The 23,768-nt window shown below is 46.3% G+C and carries 22 protein-coding genes; 9 read left to right on the top strand and 13 right to left on the bottom strand.

Annotated elements, in window-relative coordinates; genetic code table 11:
* The first annotated feature begins 17 nt into the window (after positions 1-17).
* Positions 18-929 (top strand): PIG-L family deacetylase, encoded by a 912-nt coding sequence (locus tag C942_RS22035; protein ID WP_007470517.1) that lies wholly within the window; start codon positions 18-20, stop codon positions 927-929.
* 112 nt (positions 930-1,041) lie between these two features.
* Here the strand turns inward: C942_RS22035 and C942_RS22030 are convergent, their stop codons facing one another.
* Genes C942_RS22030 through C942_RS22020 form a run of 3 tightly spaced genes read right to left on the bottom strand, consistent with a single transcriptional unit; the run spans position 1,042 to position 3,281 of the window.
* Positions 1,042-1,698: a DUF2987 domain-containing protein gene (locus C942_RS22030; RefSeq protein ID WP_007470515.1), complete on the bottom strand. Its 657-nt coding sequence runs from the start codon at positions 1,696-1,698 to the stop codon at positions 1,042-1,044.
* A gap of 3 nt (positions 1,699-1,701) precedes the next feature.
* A complete protein-coding gene (locus C942_RS22025; protein ID WP_007470514.1) occupies positions 1,702-2,490 on the bottom strand; it encodes a glucosaminidase domain-containing protein in 789 nt (262 codons plus the stop codon).
* Complete coding sequence (locus C942_RS22020) at positions 2,487-3,281, bottom strand: DUF2189 domain-containing protein (protein ID WP_007470513.1); 795 nt, start codon at positions 3,279-3,281, stop codon at positions 2,487-2,489. Before C942_RS22020 ends, C942_RS22025 begins: the two co-directional genes overlap by 4 nt.
* 364 nt (positions 3,282-3,645) lie before the next feature.
* Here C942_RS22020 and potA point away from each other — a divergent pair, with 364 nt between their 5' ends.
* The 4 genes from potA to C942_RS22000 all read left to right on the top strand — a co-directional run bounded on the left by potA (position 3,646) and on the right by C942_RS22000 (position 7,679).
* Positions 3,646-4,764 carry a spermidine/putrescine ABC transporter ATP-binding protein PotA gene (gene potA, locus C942_RS22015; protein ID WP_007470512.1) on the top strand — a complete coding sequence of 373 codons (1,119 nt, stop codon included), beginning with the start codon at positions 3,646-3,648 and terminating at the stop codon, positions 4,762-4,764.
* On the top strand, positions 4,748-5,605 hold the full coding sequence (potB, locus tag C942_RS22010) for a spermidine/putrescine ABC transporter permease PotB (RefSeq protein WP_007470503.1): 858 nt from the start codon (positions 4,748-4,750) through the stop codon (positions 5,603-5,605). The genes potA and potB overlap by 17 nt, the downstream gene beginning before the upstream one ends.
* Entirely contained in the window at positions 5,605-6,375 is a 771-nt protein-coding gene (potC, locus tag C942_RS22005) for a spermidine/putrescine ABC transporter permease PotC (RefSeq protein WP_007470501.1), read from the top strand. The genes potB and potC overlap by 1 nt, the downstream gene beginning before the upstream one ends.
* Before the next feature lie 260 nt (positions 6,376-6,635).
* Positions 6,636-7,679, top strand: coding sequence for an extracellular solute-binding protein (locus tag C942_RS22000; protein WP_007470498.1), 1,044 nt, complete (start codon positions 6,636-6,638; stop codon positions 7,677-7,679).
* Positions 7,680-7,788: 109 nt separating this feature from the next.
* On the opposite strand, the gene cobB is transcribed toward C942_RS22000, so the two are convergent.
* The gene (cobB, locus tag C942_RS21995) at positions 7,789-8,499 is read right to left on the bottom strand and encodes a Sir2 family NAD+-dependent deacetylase (RefSeq protein WP_007470496.1); all 711 of its coding nucleotides are present in this window, start codon (positions 8,497-8,499) and stop codon (positions 7,789-7,791) included.
* Between the two features lie 261 nt (positions 8,500-8,760).
* On the opposite strand from cobB, the gene C942_RS21990 reads away from it, so the two are divergent.
* Positions 8,761-10,767: an LTA synthase family protein gene (locus C942_RS21990; protein WP_051035890.1), complete on the top strand. Its 2,007-nt coding sequence runs from the start codon at positions 8,761-8,763 to the stop codon at positions 10,765-10,767.
* Between the two features lie 218 nt (positions 10,768-10,985).
* On the opposite strand, the gene C942_RS21985 is transcribed toward C942_RS21990, so the two are convergent.
* A complete protein-coding gene (locus C942_RS21985) occupies positions 10,986-11,405 on the bottom strand; it encodes a MarR family winged helix-turn-helix transcriptional regulator (protein ID WP_007470492.1) in 420 nt (139 codons plus the stop codon).
* Positions 11,406-11,622: 217 nt separating this feature from the next.
* Between C942_RS21985 and C942_RS21980 the strand changes: the two genes are divergently transcribed.
* Positions 11,623-12,618 (top strand): NADP-dependent oxidoreductase, encoded by a 996-nt coding sequence (locus tag C942_RS21980; protein ID WP_007470490.1) that lies wholly within the window; start codon positions 11,623-11,625, stop codon positions 12,616-12,618.
* Positions 12,619-12,719: 101 nt separating this feature from the next.
* Here C942_RS21980 and C942_RS21975 read toward each other — a convergent pair whose 3' ends face one another.
* The 8 genes from C942_RS21975 to C942_RS21940 form a co-directional block, all read right to left on the bottom strand.
* Positions 12,720-13,796, bottom strand: a complete 1,077-nt coding sequence (locus C942_RS21975; RefSeq protein WP_007470488.1) for a formate dehydrogenase subunit gamma — start codon at positions 13,794-13,796, stop codon at positions 12,720-12,722.
* 102 nt (positions 13,797-13,898) lie between these two features.
* Positions 13,899-14,510, bottom strand: coding sequence for a formate dehydrogenase FDH3 subunit beta (fdh3B, locus tag C942_RS21970; protein ID WP_007470486.1), 612 nt, complete (start codon positions 14,508-14,510; stop codon positions 13,899-13,901).
* Between the two features lie 12 nt (positions 14,511-14,522).
* Positions 14,523-17,378, bottom strand: coding sequence for a formate dehydrogenase subunit alpha (locus C942_RS21965; RefSeq protein WP_007470484.1), 2,856 nt, complete (start codon positions 17,376-17,378; stop codon positions 14,523-14,525).
* A 13-nt stretch (positions 17,379-17,391) separates the two neighbouring features.
* A complete protein-coding gene (locus C942_RS21960; protein ID WP_007470482.1) occupies positions 17,392-17,592 on the bottom strand; it encodes a formate dehydrogenase in 201 nt (66 codons plus the stop codon).
* 115 nt (positions 17,593-17,707) lie between these two features.
* Positions 17,708-18,310, bottom strand: a complete 603-nt coding sequence (locus tag C942_RS21955) for a TorD/DmsD family molecular chaperone (RefSeq protein ID WP_007470479.1) — start codon at positions 18,308-18,310, stop codon at positions 17,708-17,710.
* A gap of 10 nt (positions 18,311-18,320) precedes the next feature.
* A complete protein-coding gene (locus C942_RS21950) occupies positions 18,321-19,991 on the bottom strand; it encodes a 4Fe-4S dicluster domain-containing protein (protein ID WP_007470477.1) in 1,671 nt (556 codons plus the stop codon).
* 372 nt (positions 19,992-20,363) lie between these two features.
* On the bottom strand, positions 20,364-21,038 hold the full coding sequence (locus C942_RS21945) for a DUF3306 domain-containing protein (RefSeq protein ID WP_007470475.1): 675 nt from the start codon (positions 21,036-21,038) through the stop codon (positions 20,364-20,366).
* Positions 21,028-21,495 carry a DUF3305 domain-containing protein gene (locus tag C942_RS21940; protein ID WP_007470473.1) on the bottom strand — a complete coding sequence of 156 codons (468 nt, stop codon included), beginning with the start codon at positions 21,493-21,495 and terminating at the stop codon, positions 21,028-21,030. The genes C942_RS21945 and C942_RS21940 overlap by 11 nt, the downstream gene beginning before the upstream one ends.
* Positions 21,496-21,731: 236 nt before the next feature.
* Between C942_RS21940 and fdhD the strand changes: the two genes are divergently transcribed.
* Together fdhD and C942_RS21930 are read left to right on the top strand one after the other, a co-directional pair.
* A complete protein-coding gene (gene fdhD, locus C942_RS21935) occupies positions 21,732-22,574 on the top strand; it encodes a formate dehydrogenase accessory sulfurtransferase FdhD (RefSeq protein WP_007470472.1) in 843 nt (280 codons plus the stop codon).
* Positions 22,574-23,488, top strand: a complete 915-nt coding sequence (locus C942_RS21930; protein ID WP_007470470.1) for a helix-turn-helix transcriptional regulator — start codon at positions 22,574-22,576, stop codon at positions 23,486-23,488. Before fdhD ends, C942_RS21930 begins: the two co-directional genes overlap by 1 nt.
* Positions 23,489-23,768 lie beyond the last annotated feature (280 nt).

Raw genomic sequence — 23,768 nt, 5'->3', positions numbered from 1 at the left:
TAAAGGGGTTGTGAATAATGAATAAATTACAAACATCGTTAGTTGTGCTCTCACTGGCCATGGCTCCAAGTTTGGCCACCGCTCAGAATTACTCAACTATTCCTGAGCAAAACCTGTACTTTTTGAGCCCTCATCCCGATGATATTTTGCTGACATTTGGCGGCTTAATCAGCAAATTAGCTAATGAGGGAAGTATCAAACAAAAAACCAACGTGACGGAAGTGTTCTTTAGCTTGTCGAACTACACAACGAACCATTTGGATGTTTTAACGAACAAACGAGTTCTTGATGTCACGAAGATGCGCTACAACGAAGATTTCAGTGCACATACTGAAATGTTTGGAAGTTGGGATAACTTCCGATATAAAACCGCAGGTTTTTATGATGCTCCGCTGCGTCTATATAAAGGGTCAGCGACCGCAGGTGGAGGCCCCGCAGGCTCCTTCCCTGACTTCAGACAAGCTGAGATTGACGTTTATGAGCGCATTGCTGCTGATGTTACTCCAGTACTTAAGCAAGACAACTGCGCCGCGTTTGTTCTTCTGGCTAACGGCTCACACATCGATCACTTCACCGTACGTGAAGCAATCATGAAGGCTGCACACGACTTAGGTAGTCAGGCCAAATGTCAAATCTACTTCGGAGAGGATCAACCTTACACTGGTGCTAATCCGGATAAAGCAATGAATGAGCTAGACAGTATCAAAGCCAGATTGCCTAACAATGCAATCACCAAGATCTCCTACTGGTTTAACAAACAATATAAGCTTGAGATGTTTAAAAAGTATTACCTAAGCCAATATGATGTCGGCTATATCCCACCGCTGGAAAGCGCTGATTTTGAGAATATATACAAGTGGGATATGTCTACTTACGCCGATTTAAAAACACATCAACTGTGTTCTTCTGACTTCTGTACCATGAAGTAAACTCGATTCCCCCACAGACCAGTTACTTTGATGTATCTGGCGATAAGAAAAAACCCGAGCGATTGCTCGGGTTTTATTTGTTCTTCATTGACCAAGAAAAGCCTTAGCGCAATTAACGCTGAATCCATGGCGTGACTTTCAAAGCCTCAGCAGGAAATGTCACCACATCCCCCTGACTAAGTTCAACCAGCTTGATTATCGCTTTTCTATTTTCTACGTTGATTGCCTTACCGCTTGAAATTTGAAGTGGTTTTGTCACCCCATCAGCAAAATGGACAACCACGCCACCGACTTCAGGCATAAACCAACTTGAAAACATTCCGCCCAAATCAGACAGTAAGTTGTCCATTTGCGGAACAAGAGAAGCGACATCCGATTGGCTGACAGACTGACCATATTGCTTATTGGCAATCACCTGCATCGAGACATCACAAGTTATACCGTCATCAATCACAAAGGTCACGTCCGGATTCGCCTGACGAAGATTACTGTCGATCGGCACTGCCAACTCGTCATCAGCAGGAATAACCAGCTCTTCGTAATGCTCTTCTTTCTGCATCCATCCTTTGTGAACTGTACATACTTCGCCATCTTTTTGATTCAAAAGATAGAAAGCTATACGTACATCGTCATGGCCTTGTTTCACATTTTGTTTCAGCTTTCCGTAAAGAGTGCTGTATCGCATCTGAATATTTTGTGCGTTTACATCCTGAGCACAAACAGAAGCCGTTGCGAACAAGCCGGCTAACAGCCAATGGGCTAACTTCATCCTTTATCCTTGGCGCCAATACTTATTGTTATGCATGATCATCGCCTGAATCTCATCAACATAAGCATGACCACGCTCCGAATAACGACTCAGTCCTTCTGCTAACTTCGCACCATCAATCAGCTCACCGGCCGCTCGTTGCGCAGCGCGAATATCACGAAGATCTGTATAAGCACGGTTTCGGTTTACATTCATAAAATATGCTTGAACCGACAAATAAGCAGAATCAAAAACAGCAACTTCATGTGTTGCGCCCGATGTTCTGGCAGAAGGAACCAAACCGCATCCCTTACGATAACACCACTGACCAAAATAGTTATTACCTTCAACAGCAAAGCGTGACGTACCCCAGCCAGATTCATTGGCGGCCTGACTTAGAACCAGTTCTTCCGGCAGCACATCCACACGCTTTAACATTTCATCAAACCACCCTGGTGTGACAGCGTCACCATTCAGGGTCACCTGATACACTCTTCCCAGTTTTGACGCATAAGCCAAAGACTCGCTGTCAATATTTGCACCGGATTTGAACTTACCCTCCAGTTCAAGCAGGAACTGACGCTCACGCTCAACTCGCTGGTTTTCATGTTCAACTGCTGGCCGCAGAAAATCAAAAAAAGCCGCTTTCTTCTGAGCCACATCCTTGATCGCCCGAAAGTCCGGTCGTTTTTCTGCCTGTTGTGTTACTCCTTCGTCACCGTTGTGTGTTTTGTCTTCTACTGGCGTTTCACCACACGCCGTTAGTCCACTAAGCAATAATAGAAAAGCAAATTTTTTTGTTGTTTTTATCACGCGTCAAAAACCTTGTCGTCTTTCTTATTTTGATGGTCGTCGCTACCCTTCTTCATCGTTGTTACCTGAAGAGTGATACCGAACAGGTTTCGGTAAATAATCCCTTTAACATTGAAAAAGAATGGAATTGTCCAGATCAGGCCGATCCCGGCCATTGCAAAAGAGAAAAAGAACATGATCATCACAACAAGATAAATAGCCGTCATCGGCATCAACTTCTTAACTGTGGCGATCAATGAATACTGAATAGCTTTTAGTGGTGTGGTTCGCTTTTCACAAACCAGAATAATGGCAAAACTGAATGCCATAGAAAGGAACAAGCCAATCAGTGGGAAAATCGCGTTACCAACCCCCTGAATTGACGATGTCAAAAGCATAGTAATGATAGATACCAGAGTGAACGGGAATCCTTTAACCAAGTGACTTGGCCTGGTTGGAAGACCAACAGCATGGTTCAGCGCCATGAGACTTACACCAACATACAGCGGCGCACTCAATACATCTGACCAGAAGTTTGCCATATACCCGGCCTCAACGATTTCCGCAGAGATTTCCCCACCGTTAATAATGGCATCAAAAAAGACAGAAGCGTCACCGAGCTGAACCTGCAACCCAACCAGCAACAAAGCAACCTGAGCCAGAAATAAACCGAAAATCGCAGGGAAGAAAGACAGAAAGTTCTTCGCTGTTATTTTCCAGGCTTCCTGAAGCACAGCCACAGCCTGTAGTTCACAAGCACCTTTCATAGCCTTATCTATCGAGCCACCGACATGGAATGTTTTATTGTTCATTCTGATTTCATCAATTATTCATAGTCACAGTAGCGTGATTGTACGTCAGCTGAAGGCCAGATAAAAATCCTGTCAGAATAAAGTGTTCAAAATGCCATCAAACCTATGATTTTTGGTTGTCATTGACCTGACTTTTACATAGATAGCAAAAACGGATTTTTCTCTGTAACCCTGAGCAAAAAACAGTAGTACAGAGGTTACGATTACCATTTGTTAGGTGCAAAATAACCAAAGGGAACACGAGAACGAAAAAAACCACGAAAACCGCTTTAATTTACATGGTTTGGCGTCTATTATGCGCCTCCTGAATTTACCCAAGAAGTGGGGATGAAATCATGCCCCCCAAGGTGGAGATAACGTAGAATTGAACGCTACAGAAACAACTAAAACACCAGTGATTCAGCTGAAAGGGCTGAACAAAAGCTTTGACGGCAAACAAATCATCACTGGTCTGGACTTGGATGTAAATGATGGTGAATTCCTTACCATCCTGGGCCCATCTGGTTGCGGAAAAACCACAGTACTACGCTTGATTGCAGGTTTTGAAAATGCTGACTCAGGTCAGGTAATTATTGCCAGTGACAACGTAACTGACATTCCTGCCGAACAACGTAACGTGAATACAGTATTCCAAAGTTACGCGCTTTTCCCTCATATGACGGTGTTCGACAACGTAGCGTTCGGTTTACGGATGCAAAAAGTCGCAGACAGCGAAATTGAACCACGCGTTATGGAAGCCCTTCGCATGGTTCAGCTTGACTCGTACGCATCACGTAAGCCTCACCAGCTTTCTGGCGGTCAGCAACAGCGCGTTGCCATTGCCCGTGCTGTAGTAAACAAGCCTAAAGTTCTGCTGCTGGACGAATCTCTGTCTGCCCTTGATTACAAGCTGCGTAAGCAGATGCAGATTGAACTAAAACAGCTGCAACGAAAACTTGGCATTACTTTTATTTTCGTTACTCACGATCAGGAAGAAGCCCTATCAATGTCTGACCGCATTATCGTTATGCGTGACGGTTACGTTGAACAAGACGGTTCACCTCGTGAAATCTACGAAGAGCCATCTAATCTGTTTGTTGCTCGCTTCATCGGTGAAATCAATGTCTTTGATGCCGTTGTTAAAGAGCGTCTGGATGAAAGCCGTGTTCTGGCTGACGTTGAAGGCCGTTCTTCTCTGATTCACTGTAAACTACCAGTGAAGCAAGGCGATAAAGTTAAAGTACTGCTTCGTCCTGAAGATATCCGTCTGGAAGAGATCAACAATGGTGAAAGTGCCAACGGTATTATCGGCTATGTCCGTGAACGTACCTATAAAGGTATGACTCTGGATTCCGTTGTTGAGCTGGAATCAGGTACTTCTGTAATGGTTAGCGAATTCTTCAACGAAGATGATCCTGATGTAGACCACTCTCTGGATCAGAAAGTTGCCGTTACCTGGGTTGAAAGTTGGGAAGTGGTACTTGCAGATGAACAAGAAGCTTAATCTTCAGAACATCATCATCACGGTAATTGTCAGCTGGCTGGTGCTGTTTGTATTTATGCCTAACCTGATGATCATCGGCACCAGTTTCCTGACCCGGGATGATGCAAACCTGATCGAAATGACATTCACACTGGATAACTATGTCCGGTTGTTTGATCCTCTATACGCAAAGGTCATGGGCCACTCGTTCTATATGGCGATGGTGGCTACCCTACTTTGCCTGTTGATCGGTTACCCGTTTGCTTACGGCATTGCCAAAATGCCGGAGAAATGGCGTCCGTTTATGTTGTTTCTGGTTATTGTTCCGTTCTGGACTAACTCACTGATCCGTACATACGGCCTGAAAATCATGCTGGGTACCCGTGGTGTTTTCAATAATGCCCTTCTGTACCTGGACATCATAGATAAGCCAATACGCATTATGTACACCGAGTACGCGGTAATGGTTGGTCTGGTATACATTCTGTTGCCATTTATGGTGCTGCCATTGTACTCAGCAATTGAAAAGCTGGATCACACATACATTGAAGCAGCTCGAGACCTTGGCGCCAGCAAATTCCAGACGTTTGTTAAAGTGATTCTGCCACTGACAATGCCAGGCATTATCGCAGGCAGCCTTCTTGTACTGCTTCCTGCGTTAGGTATGTTCTATGTGTCCGACCTGCTGGGTGGTGCGAAGAACCTGCTGATTGGTAACGTAATCAAGAGCCAGGTGCTGAATGCACGAGACTGGCCGTTTGGTGCCGCAACTAGTATTGCACTGACTGTTGCTATGGCGATCATGCTGTTTGCTTACTACCGTGCCGGTAAGTTACTTAACCGTAAGGTGGAGCTGGAATAATGGGACGCGTATTTAAGTTCAGTCTGATGACTGTGGTGTATGCCTTCCTGTATACGCCGATTATTATTCTGATTGTGAACTCATTTAATGCCAGCAAATTTGGTATGAAATGGGGTGGCTTCACAACGAAATGGTATGAGCAGCTGGTAAACAACGACAGTCTGATGCAGGCAGCATGGCACTCACTTAATATTGCTGTGTTCTCTGCAACTGCTGCTGCGATTATCGGCAGCCTGACAGCTGTTGCCCTGTTCCGTTACCAATTCCGTGGAAAGAGCTTTGTTAATGGCATGCTGTTTGTCGTAATGATGTCGCCAGATATCGTAATGGCAATCTCACTGCTGGCGCTGTTCATTCTACTGGGTGCTGAGCTGGGCTTTTTAACCCTGCTTCTTTCCCACATCACTTTCTGTCTGCCTTTTGTGGTTGTAACTGTATACAGCCGCCTGAAAGGGTTTGATGTGAAGATGCTGGAAGCTGCCCGCGATTTGGGTGCAAGTGAATGGGTAATTCTGAAACAAATTATCCTGCCACTGGCAAAACCAGCTGTGGCTGCAGGTTGGCTGTTAAGCTTTACTCTGTCTCTGGATGACGTAATTGTTAGTTCATTCGTAACAGGCCCGGCTTATGAAATCCTGCCACTTAAGATTTACTCAATGGTTAAAGTAGGTATTTCACCGGAAGTGAATGCGCTAGCAACAATTATGCTGATCGTTTCCCTGTTCCTGGTAATCTGCTCTCAGTTACTGGCCAGAGAAAAAATTAAGTAAGTTTACTTATACAATTGTTCAGTAAACCTCCATTTAAGGCAATCAAATCACTTTTGGTTGCCTTTCTTATATCCCTCTCTGCTATAATTCTGACTTAATTTTTATATTTTATAATCATATATAAAAGCAATAAGACGAATTTTTAACGTCTATATTGCTTTTTTAGTGTAGGAGCAGCGAAAATACTTGATACGCAACGTATTGAGTACGATTGCTGGAGATAAATCTCAATTTATCCTGATTTTTTGGAGCACATAAAAATGAAAAAATGGTCTTCTTTGGTGGCCGGTGGTGTTTGCGCAATGGCAATGTTCTCAAACATGGCAACTGCTGCAGATGAAGAGCTGTATTTCTACAACTGGTCTGAATACATTCCTAACGAAGTTTTAGAGCAGTTTACTAAAGAAACCGGTATCAAGGTTATCTACTCTACTTACGAGTCTAACGAAACCATGTATGCCAAGCTTAAAACACATGGTTCTGGTTACGACCTGGTAGTTCCTTCAACTTATTACGTATCTAAGATGCGTGATGAAGGCATGCTGCAGAAGATTGATCACTCCAAACTATCTCACTACAAAGATCTGGATCCTAACTTCCTGCACAAGTCATTCGATCCTAAGAACGACTACTCTATCCCATACATCTGGGGTGCAACCGGTATCGGTGTAAACACCGAGATGATGGACAAAGCTGAAATCAACTCTTGGGCTGACCTTTGGGATTCTAAGTGGGAAGGCCAGCTGATGATGATGGATGACGCTCGTGAGTTTTTCCACATCGCTCTGCGTAAACTTGGCTACTCAGCAAACACTAAAAATCCTGCTGAACTAAAAGCAGCTTACGAAGAACTGAAGAAACTGATGCCAAACGTACTGGTATTCAACTCAGACTACCCTGCTAACCCATACATGGCAGGTGAAACTTCACTGGGTATGCTTTGGAATGGTTCTGCGTACATGGCTCGTCAGGAAGGCGCTCCAATTGAAATCGTGTGGCCAAAAGAAGGCGCTATCTTCTGGATGGACAGCATCTCTATCCCAGCAACGGCTAAAAACGTCGACGCTGCACACAAGATGATCGATTTCCTGCTTCGTCCGGAAAACGCCGCTAAGATTGCGATGGAAATCGGCTACCCAACTCCAGTTGGTTCTGCTAAGAAGCTACTTCCTGCTGAGTTTGTAAACGATCCAAACATCTACCCGCCACAAGATGTGATGGATGCAGGTGAATGGCAAGACAGCGTAGGCTCTGCGAACACTATTTACGAAGAGTACTACCAGAAGCTGAAAGCTGGTCAGTAATCAGTAAAAGTAACCAATGAAATGACAAAAGCCTCGCAACTGCGAGGCTTTTTTACAGTTCAGATGTGAATACGATTTAAATCCAACCTAATACCGAGCATCAGGGTTGTTACTCAAGAATTTCTTCAACAAACTGAGGCACAATGACCGACGCCATGCCGTAACGCTTTTCAGCAAACTCATTTTCAACTTCACTCGGTTCCAGGTTCAACTCAATCGTGTGAGCACCGTGCATCGCAGCTTCATGAACAAATCCTGCTGCCGGATAAACAGCACCGGATGTACCGATAGAAACAAACAAGTCCGCCTTCACCAATGCATCATGAATACGATCCATGCCAATCGGCATTTCGCCGAACCAGACAACATTCGGACGCAACGGCGCCGGAATCTGACAACAATGGCAATGGTCTTCCAGTGAAATATCCCCACTCCATTCAACCGCCTGCCCGGAATGACTGCACTGAGCTTTCAGCAACTCACCATGCATGTGAATGACATTCTGACTGCCGGCTTTTTCGTGGAGGTTATCAATGTTTTGAGTAACAATCGTCACCTTGCCATCAAGCTCCTTCTCCAGTCGGGCTAACGCCAAATGAGCGGCATTAGGGTCAACAGTACCTCCTTCAAGCTGCTGTCGGCGCTGGTTATAGAAATTCTGAACTAAAGCCGGGTTGCGTCGATATCCTTCAGGGGTCGCAACATCCTCGATGCGGTGATTTTCCCAAAGCCCATCTTGATCACGAAAAGTACTGATACCGGATTCGGCAGAAATGCCCGCACCGGTCAGAACGACAATATTTTTGTAAGGAAAAAGCATACACATAGTCCCTGTTATATAGGGTGAATCCCTTAGTTATACCATTGATTTTAGATGGTTATAAAGCACTAAGGATCATACCTTAGTCGTAAAGCATAACTATAACTTTCTTTTGACACCGCTCTCCCAAAACTTATTCAACAAATGTCTTGTGCAACGGACATAGCCATACATTCCGCATACAGAAACGGTGTTTTATACCGCTTATTGCATGCATAAAATCACATGCCCTTATAAATCAATAAATAATTAAACTTCATTATGACTAATAATAGGAAAGGACCCCTTTTCCCGTTCTTGATTTTCAGCCTTCTTGCGCTGTCTCTCCTGACGCTATCCCGCCTATCCCTGGCAATATGGCATGCTGATCGAGTATCTGATGCTGATGGCTGGCTAACAATACTGCTTCAGGGGTTGCGGGTAGATATTGCAACACTTTGCTGGTTACTTATATTGCCTGCAATGCTGGCGACTCTGCTACCTCAGGCCGGTATCTTCGGCAAAATTTGGCGGTTTGTACTTCGTGTATGGTTAGTCGGTGGTCTATGGTTGATGGTGTATATGGAACTAGCAACACCGTCTTTCATCATGGAATATGACTTACGACCAAATCGCCTTTTTGTTGAATATCTGATTTATCCGAAAGAAGTTTTCAGCATGCTTTGGGTCGGTTATAAGCTTGAATTGGCAATCGGATTGATTGGTTCTCTTCTTACCCTGTTTCTTGGCTGGAAGTTTGGCGATTATGCCGTTAAGCAAATGTCTGTCACAAAATGGTACTGGCGCCCGCTAATGGCCCTGCTAGTTGTTGTTGTCGGCATTATGGGAGCCCGTTCGTCTCTTGGTCACCGCCCACTCAACCCTTCTATGGTTGCTTTTTCTAGCGATCCACTGGTTAATGACCTTACCCTCAACTCTTCTTATTCGCTGTTCTTTGCCATTAAAAACATGTCTTCAGAGAAGAGCGCAACCAAATTCTACGGAACTATGCCTAAACAAGAGATCATTGACCTTGTGCGTCAGTCTTCAGGTAAAACCGGAGAATTTATCTCAGAAGAGTATCCGACTCTGAACGTCAATGAACCAAGCTATACCGGCAAAAAGAAAAACCTGGTTATTCTGCTTCAAGAAAGCCTGGGTGCCCGTTTTGTCGGTAGCTTAGGCGGACTTCCCCTTACTCCAAATCTCGATGAGCTGATGAAGGAAGGTTGGAACTTCACCCAAATGTACGCCACGGGTACGCGCTCTGTACGTGGTATCGAAGCGATCACAACGGGTTTCTCGCCAACACCATCCCGTGCGGTTGTTAAGCTGAGTAAGAGCCAGACGAACTTCTTCACTATCGCCGAGCTACTTGGACAACAAAACTACCACACCCAATTTATCTACGGAGGTGAAAGCCACTTCGATAATATGAAGAGCTTCTTCTTGGGTAATGGCTTCCAGAGCATTATTGATGAAAATGACTATGAGAACCCAGTGTTCAAAGGTTCATGGGGAGCGTCAGATGAAGACCTGTATAACATGGCTCATAAGCAATTCACTCAACTAAGTAGAAGCGACAAGCCTTTCTTCAGCCTGGTATTTACCTCATCAAATCACAGTCCGTTTGAATACCCTGACGGCCGCATAGAACAATACGATGCTGACAAGCAAACCCGTAATAATGCAGTAAAGTATGCGGACTATGCTCTCGGTGAGTTCTTTAAAAAAGCAAAACAATCCGATTACTGGGATAACACTGTCTTCATTGTTATTGCAGACCATGACGCACGCGTATACGGAACAAAACTAGTACCGGTAAAACATTTCCATATTCCTGCAATTATTTTGGGTAAAGATATTCAACCACGTCAAGACAACCGCATCGTCAGCAACACTGACATGCCAGCCACTTTGATGTCGCTAATTGGTATTCGAAGTGTATCGCCCATGCTCGGACATGACATGACAAAACCTCTGGCTCCAGAGTTTGAACGGGCCATGATGCAGTTTGATAAAAACTTCGGTTACCTAACCCGAGACAAGCTGGTAGTCCTTTCTCCTGAAAAGCAACCACGTGGCTACCACTATGATTTTGATACCAAAGAAATCACCCCGGAAGAAGCGACTGATATGCAAAAGAAAGTTGCTAAGGCCAATGCGCTATGGGGCTCGATGGCTTACAACCAGGGCTTATACCGAATGCCAGATGCAGAAAATGTCGCTCGTATTTTGCAAGAAAGAGACAACAGCCTGACAGCTCAAACAAACACTGAGGAAGACTAATTCTTCAGAGAGTGTTCAGCTAAAAAACGATCACCTCTGCCAGAATACAGCCCTGATAAAGCCGGTCTATTTGAGTTCCGGCTTTTCTTATTTTTATATGTATTTGTAATGTTTTTTTGTTTTAAATATAAAAGTTATAGTGCATTAAAATTTAGCTTCTAAAGCCTTAGTTCACCACCAATATAGATTGTGTATCTTTATTGCAGATTTATAACCACTTACTGCAAGTTTGCGGCAAGTTCCAGACACAAACGACGCAGTAACTCAACATCTTCCGCAGCCATATTCGATTTGGCTTCTAACTTGTCACGCAGGGACTTGGCTTTTTCGCGCAGCTCGGCCCCCTCTTCTGTCAGCGAAATGACTTTCTTGCGTTCATCAACTTCTGACACCCTACGCGTTAAAAAACCCTTCTGCTCCAGTCGCTTCACTATCGGCGTTAAAGTACCAGAGTCCAGCCGGGTATCATGGGAAACTTCTTTCAAACTAACGTCATTATTATACCAAAGCGACTGCATCACCAGGTATTGAGGGTAAGTCAGGTCAAACTCATCCAGTAGTGGTCTGTATGCCCGAACAAGCGCATTGGTTGCCGTATACAGAGCGAAACACACATTATCTGATAACTTCTGAGTCATATTTTTAGCAGCTTAATTGAAAAACCCCTCTAGTCTAACTTGAAATCCGATCACAAAAAATACCTTGCGCACAAAATGTTTTCTCACAAAGTTATTGCATCTCTCCTTTGCCCCCGATAAAGTAAAAAAACAAATTAGTTTGCGCACAAATGTTTTGCGCAAACCTGTTTTCAATAATGCTCAACAAACAAACGAATTGGCAGGAGAAAATAACCTCATGAACAGCACAGAGATTCAGCTCAAATCACGCCCAGCGGGTATTCCGACTACAGATGATTTCGAAACCGTAACCATTTCACTGAACGAAATCAGTGAAGGAGACATATTGGTAAAAAACCTTTGGATGTCCGTTGACCCCTACATGCGTGGGCGCATGATTGATCGTGAAAGCTATATTCCACCATTCCAGGTTGGCAAAGCGTTAGAAGGTGGCGCTATCGGTGAAGTCATTGAATCTAAAAACCCGGCCTTCCCTGTTGGGAGCCATGTCAGCAGCATGATGGGCTGGCGCAGCCACTTTGTAAGTAATGGCGAAGGCCTGACTCTCCTGCCCCGCACTGAGCTGCCACTGCAAAGTTTTCTGGGCATTATGGGAATGCCGGGCATGACAGCATGGGCCGGACTATTCCGTGTTGCTGAGCTGAAACCGACTGACACTGTCTTTGTCTCCGCCGCCTCAGGTGCCGTTGGCAGTGTTGCATGTCAAATCGCCAAAATGCATGGCTGCAAGGTTATTGGCTCTGTCGGTTCTGATGAAAAAGCTTCATTGCTGAAAGAGCTTGGTGTGGATGCCGTGATTAACTACAAAACGACTGAAAACCTGAGCCAGGCACTGGCTGAAGTCGCACCGGAAGGCATTGACGTATATTTTGAGAACGTCGGTGGCGAACATTTGGAAGCTGCGCTGAATAACATGAACCAAAACGGCCGTATTGCCGTCTGTGGCCTGATTTCTCAGTACAATGCTACCGAACCTCAGCCCGGTCCTTCCAACCTGTCATTAATCATTATCAAGCGATTGAAGATGCAGGGCTTTATTGTATTTGACCACTGGGATCACTACGGTGAATTCGCAAAACAGATGGGAAGTTGGATTGCCGAAGACAAGATCAAATGGGAAGAAACGGTTTACAAAGGCCTGGAGCAGGCTCCCGATGCATTTATCGGTCTGTTTGAGGGAAAGAATAAAGGAAAAATGCTGGTTAAGCTTTAATATAAATCAGCATAGACTCTGAGCTCAAACTAAAAAGCCGGTGAATCAAATCACCGGCTTTTTTATCAAACGTTGAAACCAATAAATAACAACAGCTGTTATCAGGCGCTTTGCTTAGCGGCCTCGGCTTTTAGCTCAGCTTCAGCTTTTGCGTTATAACCCGGCTGGTTTTCCGGAAGATCTTTCACTTCTTCATACCACAGGTCATGGTGCTCTTTCGCCCAAGTCTCATCTACTTCACCGGTGATCATGCCATCCAGTGCAGCTTCCATACCGAACAGGCCGATGTAGATGTGGAAGATGAAACCACAGATCAGGATCAGTGCTGACAGCATGTGAACAAGGTTAGACAGCTCCATATCACGACGAGTCTGACCGAACAGCGGGAAGTCCAGAACAAAACCACTCACAGTGATAAATGCACCGAAGAAAATCAGCAGCCAGAAGATTGCTTTTTCACCACCGTTAGAGAAACCTGCCGACGGATGCGTACCTTTGTACTTACCTACCATGCCGCCCATTTTCATGAACCACTTCACGTCTACCATGGTGAAGGTACTCTTACGCCACCACTTAAGCAGAACAACAGTTAGCAGAACGGCGAAAATAGGACCAATGTAGTTGTGGTACTGCTTTGCTGCATAGATGATCCAGCTCCAAAGCTCAGTCGGCACAACAGGTTTAATAAAGTGTTTGCCGTAAACCAGTGTCAGGCCACTGAAAGCCAGCGTAAGGAAAGTGAATGCCATGCTCCAGTGAAGTGCACGATCCAGACGGCTCCAGCGTTTGATCTTGCGGCCCGTTTTCGGCTTGCTCAGTTTCAGTGGGCCAATAACAAAATAAGCCAGCGCCACCATTGCAAGGCTGCCGAAAATTGCCAGCGCGCCCAGCGGAGACATCCACTTCTCTTTAAGAATGAACCATGTCTGTCCCGGAACGGAAATCAGCACACCGTGCTCCGGCGAGCGAGATGTGGTGTAACCTTCCTGACCATCCTTGACCATGCGCCAATAGTCAGCACCGGCAAAACCAATGATTTCTTTCTGAACCACAGTTTCACCCAAGCGCTCAATACCAGTATTTTGACCGGTCTCATCGCTGGCTAACGCCGACAGCGAAAATGTCAGCATGAATGCAGTAACCAGCATGGTAAACCAGCGTTGAATTCGCTTAGTCATTAAAACTCCCGACTGTTTTAAAACAGTATTGATGAATCATGGCTTCAGCCTAAAATCAGGCTGAAGCCGTTCAGTACCCAAGGTACTGGTTAAGTGAGACAGTTACGCTTTGCGTACTTTGCCTGCATCCAGTGCTTCAGACATAGCCCAACCAGCTTCTTTAGCACCACGGGTTACCACACGCTCGCGGTAGATAGCAGAGATTTTTTCTGCATCACCTGCCAGCAGTGCTTTAGTCGAACACAAAGATGCACACATCGGCAGCTTGCCTTCAGCAATACGGTTAGCACCGTATTTCTGCTTCTCTTCCAGAGAACCAGGCTCAACACCCGGACCACCGGAACAGAAAGTACATTTGTCCATCTTACCGCGCTCAGCGAACGCACCATGTTTAGGGAACTGAGGTGCACCAAACGGACAGGCAAACAGGCAGTAACCACAACCGATACACAGGTCTTTGTTATGGCGAACAATGCCGTCTTCAGTCTGCTCGAAACAGTCTGCAGGACAAACCGCCATACACGGAGCATCTGTACAGTGCATACAAGCAACTGAGATTGACGTTTCACCCGGCTCGCCATCGTTCAGGGTTACAACGCGGCGGCGCTGGATGCCCCACTCAAGAGCATCATCGTTTTCGTTTTTACAGGCGGTAACACAACCGTTGCACTCGATACAACGTTTAGAGTCACAAAGAAATTTCATACGTGCCATCAGAATGACTCCTTACGCTTTAGAGATCTTACAAAGGGTTACTTTAGTTTCCTGCATCTGAGTTACAGGATCGTAGCCGTACGTGGTTGCGATGTTTGCAGATTCGCCGGTTACGTACGGATCACAACCTTCTGGATATCTTTCGCGTAGGTCTTCACCCTGGAACTTACCGCCGAAGTGGAACGGAATGAATGCCAGGCCAGGCTTAACGCGGCGAGTTACCATCGCCTTAACGTGGATGCGACCCTTCTCGGCACCTTCAACCCACACCATGTCGCCGTCTTTGAATCCAAGATCGTTAGCATCTTTCGGGTTCACCTCAACAAACATTTCCTGCTGAAGTTCTGCCAGCCACGGGTTCGAACGGGTTTCTTCACCACCACCTTCGTACTCAACCAGTCGGCCTGAAGTCAGGATGATCGGGTATTCGCCGGATACATCTTTCTCCTGGATAGACTTGTACAGCGTTGGCAGACGGAATTTAGATTCGCTGTCATCCCATGTCGGGTAATCTGTTACAAGGTCACGTCGTGGTGTGTAAAGTGGTTCACGGTGCAGAGGTACGGCATCCGGGAATGTCCATACTTTGGCACGAGCTTTTGCGTTACCGTAAGGAATACAGCCATGCTTGATTGCAACACGCTGGATACCGCCAGAAAGGTCGGTCTTCCAGTTCTTACCTTCAGCCGCTGCTTTTTCTTCTTCAGTCAGGTCATCCCACCAACCAAGCTGCTTCAGCAGCTTGTCAGAAAATTCCGGATAGCCGTCTTCCAGCTCACAACCAAGTGAGTAGCTATCTTCTGCCAGCAGGCTTTCACCTTGGTACTGAACACCGAAACGCGCACGGAAGTTACCGCCGCCCTGAGCAACAGGCTTCGATGTATCGTAAAGAATGTGGGTACCCGGGTGTTTCATCTCAGGTGTACCCCAACATGGCCAAGGCAGACCATAAGTTTCACCGCTTACTTCACCGCCTTCCGCTTCTAGCGTTGTGCGGTTGAAAGTGTGCCAGTTACGCTGGTGCGCTTTGATACGCTCAGGGCTCTGACCTGTGTAACCGATAGTCCACATACCCTTGTTGAATTCACGGGTGATGTCTTCGATTACTGGCTGATTGTTTTCAACGTTGATGTGCTTAAACAGCTTATCAGCAAAACCCAGACGCTTAGTCAGCAGGTACATGATTTCGTGGTCAGGTTTAGATTCGAACAGAGGCTCGATAACCTGGTCACGCCACTGGATCGAACGGTTAGTTGCCGTTACAGAACCGGTAGTTTCAAACTGAGTTGATGCAGGCAGCAGGTACACGTCATCGGTACGGCCGTTCATTACAGACGCTACGCCTGGGTATGGGTCAACGATAACCATCATGTCCAGTTTGCCCATTGCTTTGCGCATTTCTGGACCACGAGTCTGCGAGTTAACCGCGTGACCCCAGTAGAACATGGCACGAATGTTATCGTTCTGCTCGATGTTAGCCTTGTCTTCCAATACGCCGTCGATCCAGCGAGAAACAGGAATACCAGCGTTGTTCATCGGCTTCTTACCGCGGTAATCTGCCTGGTCAAAACGACCTTTCAACCATTCGTAATCAACATCCCATACGCGAGACCAGTGTTTCCATGCACCTTCAGACAAGCCGTAGTAGCCAGGCAGGTTGTCAGAAAGAACGCCGAAGTCTGTTGCACCCTGTACGTTATCGTGACCACGGAAGATGTTTGCACCACCGCCCGCTTTACCCATGTTGCCCAGAGCAAGCTCAAGAATACAGTAAGCACGAGTGTTGTTGTTACCAGTGGTGTGCTGAGTACCACCCATACACCAAACAACACAGCCCGGACGGTTTTCAGACAGCAGTTTCGCAGTCTGGTAAACCTCTGCTTCAGGCACACCGGTTACGCGCTCAACTTCTGCAGGAGTCCATTTCGCCACTTCAGCGCGAACTTCATCCATACCCCAAACGCGTTGACGGATAAACTCTTTGTCTTCCCAGCCGTTTTTGAAGATGTGGTACAACACACCCCAGATGAAAGCAACGTCAGAGCCCGGGCGCAGAGATACATAGTGATCAGATTTCGCCGCAGTACGGGTACGACGCGGGTCAGCAACAACGATCTTACAGTTGTTTTTCTCTTTCGCGATCAGGATGTGCTGCATTGCTACCGGGTGTGCTTCAGCGGCGTTCGAACCGATGAACAGCATCGACTTACAGTTGTGCATGTCGTTCAGCGAGTTCGTCATCGCACCGTAACCCCAGGTGTTTGCTACACCGGCAACCGTCGTTGAGTGACAGATACGCGCCTGATGGTCAACGTTGTTGGTACCCCACATAGATACCATTTTACGGAACAGGTAAGCCTGCTCGTTGTTGTGTTTTGCTGAACCCAGCCAGTAAACGGAATCCGGGCCGGACTCTTCACGGATTTTCAGTGCTTTCTTACTGATTTCGTCCAGAGCCTGTTCCCAGCTCAGTTTCTTCCACTTGCCGTTAACAAGCTTCATCGGGTATTTCACACGGCGCTCACCATGGCCGTGTTCACGCAGCGCAGCACCTTTAGCACAGTGTCCACCGGCATTAATAGGGTGGTCAAAAGCGGGTTCTTGTCCGGTCCAGACACCTTCCTGTACTTCAGCGTAAATACCACAGCCCACAGAACAGTGAGAACAGATAGTACGCTTGATTTCTACAGGCGCTTCAGGGTCAACAGTTTTTGCTTCTGCTTTTTTCATCATGCCCGGTGCAAACATGCCTGCACCAGCAATACCACCAGCCGCAGCCAGTGAAGAGTTACGGATGAAGGAACGACGAGAAATACCTAGCTGGTTTTCGTCCTTGCTCACTTTGTCGGAACGTTTAGTCAGTTTCATTTATTGCTCCGCCTTACAAGGTTTCGTAGTAATCACGAATATGCTGAGTTTCGCGATAGCCGGTTGTTTTAGTTTCTTTTTTATTTTCTGGCTTATCACCTGCCGCATTGGCAACAGTCGTTGTGCCAGCAGCAACAGCACCAGCAGCCATAGTCAGACCAATGTTTTTCAACAGTTGGCGACGGCCTTCATTGGGTTTCTTTTGCTCACTCATTAAAGCTTGCTCCGTTATCGTTATTCTGTAAGTGGCTACAACAGCCACCAGCAAGAAATCGATTATTTTGTTTTTCTATAGTTACGTCGTAATAAAAAGCGATTGAAAACAAAGATTACTTTGCTTCAAGGAAACGCGTTTTCTCTACGGTTAAAAATTGCAGTGCCAGCTCGCCGACTGCACAGTAGAACACTGCACTTTCAGCCGCTTTCACATCGGCAAAGAACTTCTCAAACCAAGGGGCGATATGGCGGTTGAAGAATGTCTTCTGGAAGTGCTCTTGTCCCTCTTCCACCAGCATTGCCATCACCTCAAGCAGTGCAGCAATATGATCTTCCGGCTCTTTCACCGATTCATCCCGCTGGAAACCAAGCACAGCCAGATCGCGTCGTAGATGAGCCAGAGGCATTTCCATCAGAGACCCTGTCAGATACCAGGAGCCAAATGGCACCACATCGCCACGACCAATACCGATAAACAGATCCTGATATTCTTCTTCAAGGGCGATAAGATTTGCCTTCTGCGCAGCCAGCTTAAGCAGCGGCCAGGCAGCAGCCATCTCGTTGGTTTGATGCTGAGTGTCTTCGACATCCAGTTCTGCCAGCCAGTTGATGGCATTCTCATCCGGTGCTTTACGCAGCAGATGTGCCAGCATGGAGTAGATCTCGACGCGAAGTTGTGATTGTTCGTGTTGCTGATTCACCGTTACCTGTTCCATTTTCTGCTCCTTACACTCTTAGCTGGCTTTCTGGATCGTTTTCGATTTTCGAAAACACATCTCGTACACGGCAGTCTTCACACATAGCCAGACGACGAATAGCATCGCCCTGGAAATGAGAGTGACCTTGTAACTTCTCAGTCAGCATTTTCACCATAGATGCAGGGGCAAATGGTTTTCCGCAACTTGTACAGCAAGCCGCCTCTTCTTCATGAATAACGCGAACTTCCTGACGTGTTGCCTTATCCCAGTTAAGGCCAGGTTTCATGGCAATGACTTTTTCAGGACATGCCTTTTCACACATACCGCACTGAACACAATCCTGTTCAATGAACAAAAGTCCCGGACGATCACCTACCGCATGCAGAGCACGAGTCGGACAAACCGCAACACAGCTCATGCATAACGTACAATCAGATGACTGGCATTCAACTGAACCATAAGGTGCATCAGCAGGCAGTTCAGAACACGCAGGCTTTTGACTGGCTGCGTCATAAAGCATTTCCAGAACAGCAAAAAGCTTTTCGCGCTTAGCACCTTCAATACGCTTAGCTTCAGAAAGTAGAGGCGCATCAAATGCCTGGAAAGATTCAGCATCAGCAAAGTTAAATAACGTAATGCGGTCAGCTTCATAACCCAGTTCGCTCAGGAAAGTTTGGGCAATAGTCAGTTCTTCAGATAGAACACGATCAATCGTGGCAGGAATATATGCCGTATTTGTTGCCAGAAGCACCTGATGGGCACCATAAGCAAGTGCACTAAACCAGGTATCAACACCTACCGTTGCCAATTCTTCCAATGCAACAGGAATGACTGTTGTCGGAAGTTTAGTCAGCGTATCGGCCAGGGTTTTCTCGTCACGGTTACCGTAAAACAGAAGTGTCGGAGTCTCTCCGCCCTCTTCCTGATAACGAGTCAGTAAACGATGAACAAAGTGCTGAGTATTGTCAGGATCCGGCAATGCGTATGTAATGGCTTCTGTAGGGCATGCCATCGCACAAGTACCAACGCCCTGACAAAGGTATGGATTGATTTCAATTGCATGACCATTACTGGACAAAGCTCCGGCAGGACATGCATCAACACAACGGTCACAACCACTTACACCACGTGATGAGTGCGCACATTTGTCCGGATTCAGGCGGAAATATTTAGGCTTATCGAATGTTCCCAGCATAGCCGGAAGTTCTTCAATAACACGAGCCAGTTTCCCTTTGCCTGCACCTACACGGTAATAACCGGGAGCCGGAATTTCTGTTGCAACCACGCCATCTGCTGTCATATCAACAATCAGATCAAAGCAATTACGGCCAATAGCCACTTTTGCCAAATTTGCGGTGGTATCAGTAAGTGCGCCTTCAACACGACAAGTTACTTCAAAAGCACCAAGGTAACCTTTCACAGCCACCTCTTTGCTGAAGTACAGATTTTCAGCCTTTTCTGTCTCTGCTTTTTCTGTAGCCAAAAGCGTGACTGAATTCAGTTCTGAAAACTGGCTTGCCGCCGTTGTAATTGTTTCCTGCTCACCAATGATCAGTAGGTTGCCACGGCTTTCGTAAGAAACCGTAGGCGGGATCAAGTTAGACAACTCAACCGTACCGTTAATCGCGGCCTGGCGAGCTTGTCCGTTCTTGTCTGAAAACAGGTTGTCAGAAAACGCTTCTAGTGTACTTTTTAACATTATTATTCCTGTCTACTCGTCACCGTCAGTCAGTGCCGATCGAAGTCCTGCTTTTATATGGAAAAATTCCGAACAGGTATCTTCTTACTCTTTATAAGAGCAATAACCGAACCAACTTTTCACGGAATAAAATGACCCAAAAGGAACCAAAATCGGAAGGAGACAGTTTGACCTCTTACCAGCGGGACATTTTGTCTCAAACAAATATTCCCACTGCGCCAAAATGTCCCGGGCTTTAATAAGGTTATTTTTCCCTTTTTGTCCCAACCCGATTTTTGATGGGTTATCTGCTCCGGCTGACTGCTTTTTTTTAGGATTTGCTCTGGTACAGAGTGCTTAGCTTCGGTTTACACATTCATCTTGCTCGGCAATCTAAACATCTTTCACAGGTTGCTCTTCCTGTGTTTTTTCCGATGTTTCACCCTCAGCCGAGGTAGGGAAAGATTCCTGCGTCTTTGAAGCAAAAGCTTCTTTTTCTATCAATTGGTTAGGGTCAAAATGGATATCAATAGAATCAAGTTCAGTCTGTTCTGCTGACTCCACTGATTCCGTTTCCTCACCTTCTTGTTCAAGATCGTTAACAACTTCATCCATCCAGTTACGAAGCTGTTTGGTAACACTGGAATCTAACGGGGTCAGATTGGAGTAATCTCCCGTACAATCATCCATGTCACTGATATAATTAAATTCTTCTGATTGAAATAACTTACGTAATGCAGCTTTTTTTACTGACTTTTCAACATCAGACTTCATGAAAGAAGCAACGCCGGTTTCGTAACTTACCTCATCGACGTCTTCCAACGTCGGAGCGGTATGCCCACTTTCATCATCCGGGGCAGAATCAGCAGGAATTTGGTTAACTGCTGCTGGTGTTTGAACTGCTGCCTGCTCAGAAAAATCAGCCACTTCCTTTGAATTAGCAGCTTCATTTGAAGCTTCAGCATTCAGGTGTTGAGCCGCCTCCTTGTCTTGCAGAGGCTCCTGTTTAGGTTCCTCTCGAGCAGCTAACTTTCTGCTGGACCAACGCTGGAAAAAATTAGTTGCCACTGGATCGCCCTTTCTTTCCTTTACCGCCGCGTTTACGACGACATTCAATCAGCTCACCATGTCGACCAATGAAAGCTTCCATCCAGGCCTGAACCTGAAGCGGGATCTGGATATGCAGAACCTGATAATCTCCGTCCATATAACTACTTGCGACACTCTGCGCAGCCGTTACCAGTAAAGGAGAGAGCTGTTCGTTGTCTTCTTCACAAACAAAGAATAAATGCGGGTCCTGAGAGCTCAGGTTAAAGCGGTATTCAGTTCGCTCGTCACGGTAAAGCTCAAGCGGGAGCAGGTATCCGTCGTCAGACTGAACAACATCGTCTTTCTTGTCTTCGTCATACAGGCATACATCCTCTACAGACCAGGCAAGTGTCGTCCAACGACCAATTTGTTTCTCTTCAGAGACCAGTCGAAATGCTATCGGCCATACGGATTCGTCTTTACGTAGTTCTGGCACACTCACTCCTTACTCTTAGCTCGTTTACCCTCGAATAAGGCGGTTAAAGCAAATATCAGACCAACTTAATTCCACTCTGGAATTTTTGCTGTTTACGACAAAATATCCCTACAAATTTAATAAGAACTTAATAAGAACTGGAACGATGTTTGCTTATATGCCATGTTACAAACATAGTTTCATGCGATACGCATTCTCGAGCATAGACTCATGAACAGATTCAGCAGGAATCTCTGATGACCCAATTGCCAAAAATCATTAAAACCAAATCTTCCGTCGATCAGACCATGACCGTTCAGGTGATGGATGAGTACGGCGATATGATGGAAAAAGAAATCGCCTGCGAGCATCCTCTGACTGTCTACCTGAACTGGGTAGAAGTTGTCACTCTGATGACACTGGGTGAGCGCCCTGCCGCATTAGTACTTGGCTATTTAAAGAACCAGGGCTTTATCGAAGATCTTGATGCCATCGAATCACTGATCATTGATTGGGATACCAATTCCGCCGCCGTTGTTACGCGGGAAAATACAGACGGGCTAGAAAAGAAACTCAGCAAGAAAACCGTTACGTCCGGTTGTGGTCAGGGAACCATGTACGGCAATGTAATGAAAAAACTTGAAGGCGTTACCCTGCCCCAGCCTCGTGTCACGCAATCCAGTTTATACGGCCTTCTTGAAGCGCTGACACATCATAACGCGACCTATAAAGCCGCCGGTGCGATTCACGGCTGTGCCGTTTGCCGCGGAACCAAAATCCTCTCTTTTGTTGAAGATGTAGGTCGCCACAATGCTGTCGACACGCTGGCCGGTGAAATGTGGCTACAAGACGAAAAAGGTGAAGACAAGATTTTCTATACCACAGGTCGCCTGACTTCAGAGATGGTAATTAAAGTCGCCCAGATGGGGATCCCTGTGCTGCTGTCACGTTCAGGTGCAACTCAGATGGGTTATGAACTGGCGCAAAAGCTGGGCATTACCATGATTGCCCGCGCCAAAGGCCATCGATTCCAGGTATATAACGGCCAGGACAATCTGACCCTAGATGTAAAAGGCGAAAACGCCGGAGGTAATGAATAATGTCCACCAGCTTTCCTGAATTCATGAACGCCAAACTGGTGGCGGAATACCTCGATCTTAACGAAAAGAAAGTCTATGCCCTTGCTAACGACGGTGTGTTACCAGCAACCAAAGTCACAGGCAAATGGCTGTTCCCTAAAGCAATGTTAGATCAATGGCTTCTAGAGTCCTGTCATAACGGCGTACTGAACGATCGTCTGTTAATTGCAGGTTCCGATGACCCGTTGCTGCAAATGATTGTCGGCAAGATGGCTAACCAGTTGGGTAGCACTGCACTTGTCGGCTATACCTCTACCGGTACACGACAAGGCTTATCAATGCTGAGCAAAGGCCATGTAGATGTGTGTGCGATTCACTGGGGCCATGCCGATGAAGCGCCATTACGTCACCCGGCTCTGATTCAACAGTATCCTGGACATAAAAACTGGGTACTGATCCATGCCTTTGAGCGCCAACAGGGTTTGGTAGTGAGCCATGAGATCGCCGAATGCGTTAACAACCGTTCGCTGAGCCCGCATGAATTACTGGCTTCCCGCTGGCGCTGGGCACTTCGTCAGGAAGGTGCTGGCAGTATGCGTGCGCTTGAGGAATGGCTTCATGGTCATGCTTTCAACATCGATATGCTGACTAAGGCCGATGTGTGTAACAGTGAGCGAGAGCTTGCGTCTTGTATCGCCCGCGGTCAGGCTGATGTCGGTTGTGCCAGCCAGAGTACCGCAGGTGAATTCGGCCTGGGCTTTATTCCGATTTGTCGCGAAGCATTTGAACTGGTTATTCCGAAGAATATCTACTTCCGCACCCTGCAGCAGCAATTGCTACAGGCGCTTGCCGATCCTGAAGTTCAGGCCAAAGGTGATCAGCTCGGCGGTTACAACTTCGAGCGAACTGGAACTCAGGTCTGGAGCGCGAACTAAACGTTTCTGACGTCTCTTAATCCTTGCTAAAAACATACGTCACCTAGCTACAGGCAAGGTAAGTAATCAAAACACTCAAGCGAGAAGGTCACATCACACCTTCTCGCTTTTTTATTTCTCTTGTCCCGTATTTTTAAGAACTCACCACAAACTGATAGCAAAAACAACAAACCACCTTGATGTCGCCTCGGATCAAATCCATCATTTCATGTAATAAAGCTCAGAAAAAACCAACAATGCTATCATTTTGAATTTCAGGAGCATCATCTGCTCACAGACA

The sequence above is a fragment of the Photobacterium marinum genome, from assembly GCF_000331515.1.
Classification (GTDB): Bacteria; Pseudomonadota; Gammaproteobacteria; order Enterobacterales; family Vibrionaceae; genus Photobacterium; species Photobacterium marinum.
This window is presented reverse-complemented; position numbering and strand designations above follow the sequence as displayed.